An 8,373-nucleotide genomic window follows, 5' to 3' on the forward strand; every position below is an offset into this window, starting at 1 on the left:
ACGCGATGTCAGAGGGCCAGTGCGGCGCGGGCGCAGGCGTGCGTCCGCTGGGCGTACCCGCCGCCGAACAGCACGACGTGCGCCAGCAGGGGGAAGAGCTGGTGCAACCCGACGCGGTTGCGCCACCCCTTCTTCAGCGGTCGCACCCGCTGGTAACCCTCCAGGACCGCCTCGTAGAGCGGGCAGCCGAACAGCGCGAGCATCGCCAGGTCGCTCTCGCGGTGACCGGCGTGCGCGGCCGGGTCGATCAGCACCACACCGTCGGGCGTCCACATCACGTTGCCGCCCCACAGATCGCCGTGCAACCGGGCGGGCCGGTCGTCGTCGAAGTCGCCCGCGCGGCAACGCGCTACGACGGAATCGATCGCGCCGCGGGTGGAGGCGTCGAGCCGCGCCGCGGCCAGCTCGGCCATGGGGATCAGCCGCTCCTCGGCGTAGAAGTCGCCCCAGCGGCGGTGCCGCCGCAACAACATCGGCAGCGGCTGGGACAGCGGCCCGAAGAACCCGGGTCCGTCCCACCCGTCGGGCCCGGCACCGAAGTCGGGGGCACCGGCGTCGTGCGTCACCGCGAGCCGGCCGCCGAACGCGAGCGCCGCCTCGGGCGTTGGTGTCACCGAATCAAGCCGCCGCAGGGTCAGGCTCGTCGCGTCGACGGCGATAACGTGCGCGCAGGGCACGCCCCCGTCGACGCCGGCCAGCCACCGCAATCCGGCGGCCTCCCACGCGAAGTAATTGCTCGGCGCGGCCGGGTGTTGCTTGACGAAGTCGCTCAAGCGGTCGCGTGGGCGGCGTGTACGTCGTCGGCCGGACGGGCCTCCGTCTGCTCCTTGGCCCAGCGGTAGTCGGGCTTACCGGCCGGCGAGCGCTTCACCTCGTCGACCAGCCAAAGGCTGCGCGGCACTTTGTATCCCGCGATCTCGGAACGCACGAAGCGGTCGAGTTCCGCGAGCGTCGGGCGCGCCAACGGCCGCGACGCGACGACGGCGGCGACGTGTTGCCCGTAGCGGGGGTCGGGCACGCCGACCACCAGGGCGTCGAAGACGTCGGGGTGGCCCTTGAGCGCCGCCTCGACCTCCTCGGGGTAGATCTTCTCACCGCCGCTGTTGATCGACACCGAGCCGCGGCCCAGCATCGTCACGGTGCCGTCCTCCTCGACGAGCGCCCAGTCGCCGGGAATCGCGTAGCGCACCCCGTTGATGGTCTTGAACGTCTCGGCGGTCTTCTTCTCGTCCTTGTAATAGCCGACCGGGATGTTGCCCTTCTTGGCGATGAAGCCGCGCACGCCGGAGCCGGGCGTGACCTCGTTGCCCTCTTCGTCGAGCACGACGGTGCGGTGGTCGATGGTCACGCGCGGGCCGCCGGCGTGCGGCGCGTCCTTCGCAACGATGCTGGTGCCGCCGAATCCGGTCTCCGAGGAGCCGATGGAGTCGGTGATGACCCGGTTGGGCAGCAGCTCGAGGAGCTTCTCCTTGATGCTCGGCGAGAACAGCGCGGCCGTGCTGGCGAGAAGGAACAGCGACGACAGGTCGTAGTCGTGGTCGGTGTCGAGCGCGTCGAGCAGCGGTCGCGCCATCGCGTCGCCGGTGAAGAACAGCAGGTTCACCTTGTGCTCGTGGATGGTGCGCCATACCTCTTCGGCGTTGAACTCCGGTGCGAGCACGGTGGTTTGGCCCGAGAAGATCGACATCCAGGTGGCCGACTGGGTGGCGCCGTGGATCATCGGCGGGATCGGGTACCGGACCATGGGCGGGTTGGCGGCTGCGGCCTTGGCCAGGTCGTACTCGTCCTCGACGAATTGCCCTGTGGCGAAGTCGGTTCCGCCGAAGAGCACCCGGTAGATGTCCTCGTGGCGCCACATCACGCCCTTGGGGAAGCCGGTGGTGCCGCCCGTGTAGAGCAGGTAGATGTCGTCCTCGCTGCGGTCACCGAAGTCGCGCTCGGGCGAGCCCTGGGCGATCGCCTCGTAGAACTCCACACCGCCGTAGCGCTGGTAGTCGTTGTCGGAGCCGTCCTCGATGACCAGGATGGTTTTGACGTTGGGGGTGTCCGGCAGCACGTTGGCCACCCGGTCGGAGTACTGGCGCTCATGGACCAGGGCGACCATGTCGGAGTTGTCGAACAGGTAGCGGAGCTCGCCCTCGACGTAGCGGTAGTTGACGTTCACCAGAATGGCGCCCGCCTTGACGATGCCGAGCATTGCGATGACGATCTCGATGCGATTGCGGCAGTACAGCCCGACCTTGTCGTCCTTTTTCACCCCCTGGTCGATCAGGTAGTGGGCCAGGCGGTTGGCCTTCTCCTCCAGCTGGGCGTAGGTCAGCTTCTCGTCGCCGCAGATCAGGGCGACACGGTCCGGCACAGCGTCGATGGCGTGCTCTGCGAGATCGGCAATATTCAGGGCCACGGCCACCAAATTAGAACGTGTTACATTTCTTGACAAGCTCATGCCCCTCGTCGACGGAAAGGCGGTAGCCGTGGCACCGGCCCCAGCAAACGAGCAGTCCGGCCCCTCCGAAGCAGACGCGCTGGTGGAACAGCGGGGTCACACCCTCATCGTCACGTTGAACCGGCCGCACGCCCGCAATGCCCTGAGCACCGAAATGATGGAAATCATGGTGCAGGCCTGGGACCGCGTCGACAACGATCCGGACATCCGCTGCTGCATCCTGACCGGGGCCGGAGGGTACTTCTGCGCCGGTATGGACCTCAAAGCGGCAACCAAGAAGCCGCCGGGTGAGTCGTTCAAGGACGGCAGCTACGACCCGTCGCGAATCGACGCTTTACTCAAGGGCCGCCGGCTGACCAAGCCGCTCATCGCGGCCGTCGAGGGGCCCGCGATCGCGGGCGGCACCGAGATCCTGCAGGGCACCGACATCCGCGTCGCAGGCGAAAGCGCCAAGTTCGGCATCTCGGAGGCCAAGTGGAGCCTGTACCCGATGGGCGGGTCGGCCGTGCGGCTGGTGCGGCAGATCCCCTACACGGTCGCCTGCGATCTGCTGCTGACCGGCCGGCACATCACCGCCGCCGAGGCCAAGGAGATGGGGCTGATCGGGCATGTGGTGCCCGACGGGCAGGCGCTGTCCAAGGCGCTCGAGATCGCAGAGGTGATCGCCAATAACGGGCCTCTAGCCGTGCAGGCCATCCTGCGGGCGATCCGCGAGACCGAGGGCATGCACGAGAACGAGGCGTTCAAGATCGACACCCAGATCGGCATCAAGGTCTTCCTGTCGGACGACGCCAAGGAAGGCCCGCGGGCGTTCGCCGAGAAGCGCAAGCCCAACTTCCAGAACAAGTAGCCCTCTTCTCTGCGCCGAGCGTGAACTGAGGGCCACTTTTCGACCGATTTTTCGCCGTGACGTCACGTTCGGCGTTTGTCGGTCCGCCGCGTCACACTGCCGGCATGCGGGAACCATTCATCGGCAGCGAGGCGCTGGCATCGGGTGCACTGACGCGATACCGGTTGCGCAGCCGATTCGTCGCGCTGCATCCGGACGTCTACGTCCAACGCGACACCGATCTCACCGCCGTCACGCGCGCCCACGCCGCATGGTTGTGGTCACGGCGGCGCGGCGTGGTCGCGGGACAGTCCGCTGCGGCATTGCACGACGCCAAGTGGGTCGATAATCGCGGCCCGGCTCAGTTGGTGTACGAACACCGTCGTCCACCGGCCGGAATCTGCACCTGGTCGGAGAGGGTCTCCCCCGACGAAATCCAGTTGATCGGCGGAATACCGGCAACCACCTCGGCACGCACCGCTTTCGACCTTGCCTGCCGGAATCCGACAGGAAAGGCAGTCGCAGCCATCGATGCGCTGGCCCGGGCAACCGGGCTGAATGTCGAGCAGGTCCAACGACTCGCGGAACGCTACAAAGGTCATCGCAACATCCGACGGGCCCGGCGCACGCTGGCACTCGTCGACGCGGGCGCGGAATCCCCGCGTGAGACGTGGCTGCGGCTGCTGCTCATCGAGGCCGGTTATCCGCGGCCGCGTACCCAGATTCCGGTCTACGGCGAATACGGCGAGCTCGTCGCGGTCCTCGACATGGGTTGGGAGGACGTCAAACTGGCCGTCGAATACGAAGGCGACCACCATAGATCTGACCGAAGACAGTTCAATAAGGACATTCGGCGCGCGGAGTCCCTCACAGAGGCGGGTTGGACGGTCGTCCGCGTGACCGCGGAAGACACGCCGGGCGGCATCGTCGCCCGAGTATCGGCCGCTTGGACCCGCCGAATGTGAACTCATGGCGACTTTCGGCCGATTTTCTCGCCCTCAGATCACGCTCGGCGCGACCGAAGCACCGAAAGCGGCTTGCCCGGCCCTACTCCAGCGGCGCGCTCGGCGTGAACGCCACCGGCATCTTCTCCAGGCCGGACACAAAGTTGGCCGGCCGCAGGGGCAGGTCGGCGTCGGAGGCCAGCCGCATGTCGGGCAGCCGTTGCAGCAGACGCGTCTGCATGATCGACAGCTCCAGCCGGGCGAGCTGGTTGCCGAGGCAGAAGTGCGTCCCGAACCCGAAGGCCAGGTGGTTGTTCGGGTAGCGCTCGATGTTGAAGGTTTCCGGGTCGTCGAACACCTTCTCGTCGAAGTTGGCCGACTCGAACAGCAGGATCATCTTCTCGCCCTGGTGCAGCTGGGTGCCGAGGAATTCGGTGTCGGCCGTGATCGTGCGTGCCATGTTCTTCACGGGCGCGGTCCAGCGGAGCATCTCTTCGATCGCGTTGGGCAGCAGGCTCAGATCGGCCGCCAGGCGCCGGTGCTGATCGGGGTGCAGCAGAACTTGGCGCGTCCCGCCGGACAGCGTGTGGCGGGTGGTCTCGTCGCCGCCGATCAGCAGGAGCAGGACCTCGGTGACGATCTGGTGGTCCTCGAGCCGTGAGCCCTCCACCTCAGCGTGCACCAGAACGCTGACCAGGTCGTCGGTCGGTTCGGACTTGCGGGCCTCGATCATCCCCATCATGTATTGGCTGTAGGCCGCGAAGGCGTCCATGGTGACCTGGACGTCCGCTTCGGCCGCGGTGCTGCTCAACGCGCCGACCAGGTCGTCGGACCACTTGAGGAACATCGTGCGCTCTTCGGGCCGCACGCCGAGCATGTCACCGATGACGGCCATCGGCAGCGGCGCCGCCAGATCCCAGACGAAGTCACACTCGCCGCGTTCACACACCGCGTCGATCAGCGTGTCGCACAGCGAAACGATCTTGGATTCCAGGTCTTTCACCCGCTTGCGGGTGAAGCCGGAGTTCACGAGCTTGCGGCGCAACAGGTGTTGCGGGTCGTCCATCTCGATCATCATCTCGACCCCCGGTTGGTCGGGGCGGATGCCGCCGGCGTTGGAGAACAGCTCGGGGTTGCGCTCGGCGTCGATCACCGCCTGATACGTCGAGGCCGCGGCTAATCCGTTGCGATCCCGGAAGACCGGCTCGTTCTCGCGCATCCACTTGTAGACGGGCCGGGAGTCACCGGCGTAGAAGGTGCCGTCGGTGAGGTCGACGTCGGGTTTGGTCTTCAACTCGCTGGCGGTCATGAGATCTCCTGGGCATCACCGAAGGACATTTGGACGTGGTCGACAGAGCTGGACATCAGGGCACGCTTTGGAAGGCCGAGCGCCGCAAGCTCTTTCGAGTACGGATGATCACCGAGTCGGACGCTCACGCCGCCGAACCGAGTGCGCACTCCGTCCAGGGTGTGTTCGAAGGCGGTTTCGCGGGTGATTCCGTCGCGGTGGGAGTAGGTGCGCTGGGATTGCCGGCGCGGGGTCAGCCGGAACGGCAGCCCGCGACGGAAATCCATGCCGATCACCGATTGACCGTCGATGCTGAGATCGAAACCGAACTGAGGACCCTCTCGAACGGTGAAGTCACCCATCACCTTCGGGTAGCCCCAGATCTTGGTTCCCGCTTCCAGGGTGAACGCCTGGTCGACGGGAAGGTGGTGGATGAAGGCGCCGGCCGACTGGAGGGCGCGGGGTCCGCTTGCCGTCGATCCGGGTGGGTTGACCATCACGCTGGTGCCGAACTCGTGATACCGGCCCAGGTCGCCGTCGAGGTAGTGCATCAGCATCAGGACGACGATCGCGCGGCCGGGAAGGTAGCGGCAGACCCGCAGCCCGCTGTAGTCGATCATCCGCTGCGCGGCATCGGCGTCGACCGAGAACATCGCCATGTGCTGATTTGCCTGGCGGATCTTCACCGGCATCGTGAGTACCGTGCCCGCGATGGTGTGCTGCGAGGCTGTCATCCGGCCAATCTAGAACGCGTTCTAATCCTCTGGCAAGGATCGGCTAGACCAGCGTGGCGAGCTCCCTGATCTGCGCCTCGTTGCGCCCGTTGACCACCATCATGGTCACGCCGGCGGCCTCCCAGACCTTGACCTGCTCACGGACGTAGTTGATGTCGCCGACGATCGCGGCGTCGTCGACGACCTCGTCGGGGATGATCGAGGCGGCCTTGTCCTTCTGGTTGCTGCGGAACAGCTTGGTCACGTCGTCGACCACCTCGGCGTAGCCCATCCGGCGGTACACGTCGGCGTGGAAGTTGGTGTCCTCGGCGCCCATGCCGCCCATGTAGAGGGCCAGGTAGGGCTTCATGGCCGCGAAGGCGGCGGCGCGGTCGTCGGTGATGACGATGTTCGCGGTCGCGCAGATCTCGAAGTCCTCGCGGCTGCGCCGCGCACCGGGCCGTGCGAACCCCTCGTCGAGCCATTCGTTGTACGTGTCGGCCATCCGCGGCGTGTAGAAGATGGGCAGCCAGCCGTCGCAGATCTCGGCGGCCAGCGCCACATTCTTCGGCCCCTCGGCGCCCAGCATGATCGGGATGTCGGGGCGCAGCGGGTGGGTGATGGGCTTGAGCGCCTTGCCCAGACCCGTCGTCCCCTCCCCGGTCAGCGGCAGCGGGTAGTGCGGCCCGTCGCTGGTCACCGGCTTTTCCCGGGCCCACACCTGCCGCATGATGTCGATGTATTCGCGGGTGCGGGCCAGCGGCTTGGGGAACGGGCGCCCGTACCACCCCTCCACCACCTGCGGGCCGGAGACGCCGAGCCCGAGGATGTGCCGGCCTCCGGACAGATGGTCGAGCGTGAGCGCGGCCATCGCGGTCGCGGTCGGGGTGCGCGCGGACAGCTGGATCACCGAAGTGCCCAGCCGGAGCGCGCGCGTCGACGCACCCAGCCACGCCAGCGGCGTGTACGCGTCCGAACCCCACGCCTCGGCGGTGAAGACCGCGTCGAACGCGGCGTCCTCGGCCGCCGCGACGAGCTCCGCGTGATTCTCCGGCGGCTGAGCGCCCCAATACCCGAGCTGCAACCCCAGCTTCATGTCACTGAACCCTTCCGGCCGACCCGATGTTGAAACCGTTCTTAGAACCTGTTCTACTCGATGGCGTGACAGCCAGCTCGAGCAGCCCGACCTTGACGGATCACCCTGAGCCACCGCTCTCCGCGCCACTGACGTTGTCTTTCGACTACACCCGTTCGGTCGGCCCCACGCTAAGCAAGTTCTTCACCGCACTGCGTGAACGCCACATCCTCGGGGTGCGCGGATCCGATGGCAGGGTGCACGTACCGCCGGCGGAATATGACCCGGTCACCTACGAGCCGCTGGGCGAGATGGTACCGGTGTCCAGCGTCGGCACCGTCGTGTCCTGGACATGGCAACCGGAGCCGTTGCCGGGCCAGCCGCTGGACCGCCCGTTCGCCTGGGCACTGATCAAGCTCGACGGCGCGGACACCCCGCTGCTGCACGCCGTGGATGCCGGCGAACCCAAGGCCATCAAGACCGGTTCGCGGGTGCATGTGCACTGGGTCGACGAGCCGGTGGGCGCCATCACCGACATCGCGTACTTCGCCCTCGGCGAGGAATCCGAACCCGTGTCGGAACGGGCGGCGGGAGAACGAGACCCGGTGACCATGATCGTCACGCCGATCTCGTTGACGATTCAGCACACCGCCTCCCACGAGGAGAGCGCCTACCTGCGCGCCATCGCACAGGGCAAGCTGCTGGGCGCGCGCACCGGCGAAAAAGGGAAGGTCTACTTCCCGCCGCACGGCGCCGACCCGGCCACGGGCCAGCCCACCACCGAATTCGTCGAGTTGCCGGACAGGGGCACCGTGACGACGTTCGCGATCATCAACATCCCGTTCCAGGGCCAGCGCATCAAGCCGCCGTACGTGGCGGCCTACGTGCTGCTCGACGGGGCGGACATCCCGTTCTTGCATCTGGTCGCGGATATCGACGCGCACGAGGTGCGGATGGGCATGCGCGTGGAGGCGGTGTGGAAACCCCGTGAGGAATGGGGCTTTGGCATCGACAACATCGAGTACTTCCGGCCGACCGGGGAACCCGACGCCGACTACGACACCTACAAGCACCACCT

The 8,373-nt window shown here is 66.9% G+C and carries 8 protein-coding genes; 3 read left to right on the forward strand and 5 right to left on the reverse strand.

Annotation, left to right across the window (positions count from 1 at the left end; all coding sequences use genetic code 11):
- Window positions 1–8: 8 nt before the first annotated feature.
- A complete protein-coding gene (locus A9X04_RS17435; protein ID WP_067922968.1) occupies window positions 9–773 on the reverse strand; it encodes a fructosamine kinase family protein in 765 nt (254 codons plus the stop codon).
- Window positions 770–2,410 (reverse strand): acyl-CoA synthetase, encoded by a 1,641-nt coding sequence (locus tag A9X04_RS17440; protein ID WP_067922971.1) that lies wholly within the window; start codon window positions 2,408–2,410, stop codon window positions 770–772. The genes A9X04_RS17435 and A9X04_RS17440 overlap by 4 nt, the downstream gene beginning before the upstream one ends.
- Before the next feature lie 34 nt (window positions 2,411–2,444).
- Here A9X04_RS17440 and A9X04_RS17445 point away from each other — a divergent pair, with 34 nt between their 5' ends.
- On the forward strand, window positions 2,445–3,296 hold the full coding sequence (locus tag A9X04_RS17445; protein WP_067922974.1) for a crotonase/enoyl-CoA hydratase family protein: 852 nt from the start codon (window positions 2,445–2,447) through the stop codon (window positions 3,294–3,296).
- Between the two features lie 104 nt (window positions 3,297–3,400).
- Window positions 3,401–4,240 carry a DUF559 domain-containing protein gene (locus A9X04_RS17450; protein ID WP_067922976.1) on the forward strand — a complete coding sequence of 280 codons (840 nt, stop codon included), beginning with the start codon at window positions 3,401–3,403 and terminating at the stop codon, window positions 4,238–4,240.
- A gap of 82 nt (window positions 4,241–4,322) precedes the next feature.
- On the opposite strand, the gene A9X04_RS17455 is transcribed toward A9X04_RS17450, so the two are convergent.
- The 3 genes from A9X04_RS17455 to A9X04_RS17465 are packed head-to-tail and all read right to left on the reverse strand — an operon-like array spanning window position 4,323 to window position 7,316.
- On the reverse strand, window positions 4,323–5,528 hold the full coding sequence (locus A9X04_RS17455) for a cytochrome P450 (RefSeq protein WP_067922979.1): 1,206 nt from the start codon (window positions 5,526–5,528) through the stop codon (window positions 4,323–4,325).
- Window positions 5,525–6,241, reverse strand: a complete 717-nt coding sequence (locus A9X04_RS17460) for an acetoacetate decarboxylase family protein (RefSeq protein ID WP_067922981.1) — start codon at window positions 6,239–6,241, stop codon at window positions 5,525–5,527. Before A9X04_RS17460 ends, A9X04_RS17455 begins: the two co-directional genes overlap by 4 nt.
- 43 nt (window positions 6,242–6,284) lie before the next feature.
- Window positions 6,285–7,316 carry an LLM class F420-dependent oxidoreductase gene (locus A9X04_RS17465; protein ID WP_067922984.1) on the reverse strand — a complete coding sequence of 344 codons (1,032 nt, stop codon included), beginning with the start codon at window positions 7,314–7,316 and terminating at the stop codon, window positions 6,285–6,287.
- Between the two features lie 65 nt (window positions 7,317–7,381).
- Here A9X04_RS17465 and A9X04_RS17470 point away from each other — a divergent pair.
- Window positions 7,382–8,373, forward strand: a 992-nt coding sequence (locus tag A9X04_RS17470; RefSeq protein WP_067922998.1) for a Zn-ribbon domain-containing OB-fold protein, incomplete at its 3' end; no start/stop codon positions are given.

The sequence above is a fragment of the Mycobacterium sp. E3247 genome, from assembly GCF_001667785.1.
GTDB lineage: Bacteria > Actinomycetota > Actinomycetes > Mycobacteriales > Mycobacteriaceae > Mycobacterium.

Excerpts from the sequence above, each read along its gene's own strand:
- A9X04_RS17445 (WP_067922974.1), top strand. The coding sequence starts at position 2,445 with ATGCCCCTCGTCGACGGAAAGGCGGTAGCCGTGGCACCGGCCCCAGCA.
- A9X04_RS17450 (WP_067922976.1), top strand. The coding sequence starts at position 3,401 with ATGCGGGAACCATTCATCGGCAGCGAGGCGCTGGCATCGGGTGCACTG.
- A9X04_RS17455 (WP_067922979.1), bottom strand. The coding sequence starts at position 5,528 with ATGACCGCCAGCGAGTTGAAGACCAAACCCGACGTCGACCTCACCGAC.
- A9X04_RS17460 (WP_067922981.1), bottom strand. The coding sequence starts at position 6,241 with ATGACAGCCTCGCAGCACACCATCGCGGGCACGGTACTCACGATGCCG.
- A9X04_RS17465 (WP_067922984.1), bottom strand. The coding sequence starts at position 7,316 with ATGAAGCTGGGGTTGCAGCTCGGGTATTGGGGCGCTCAGCCGCCGGAG.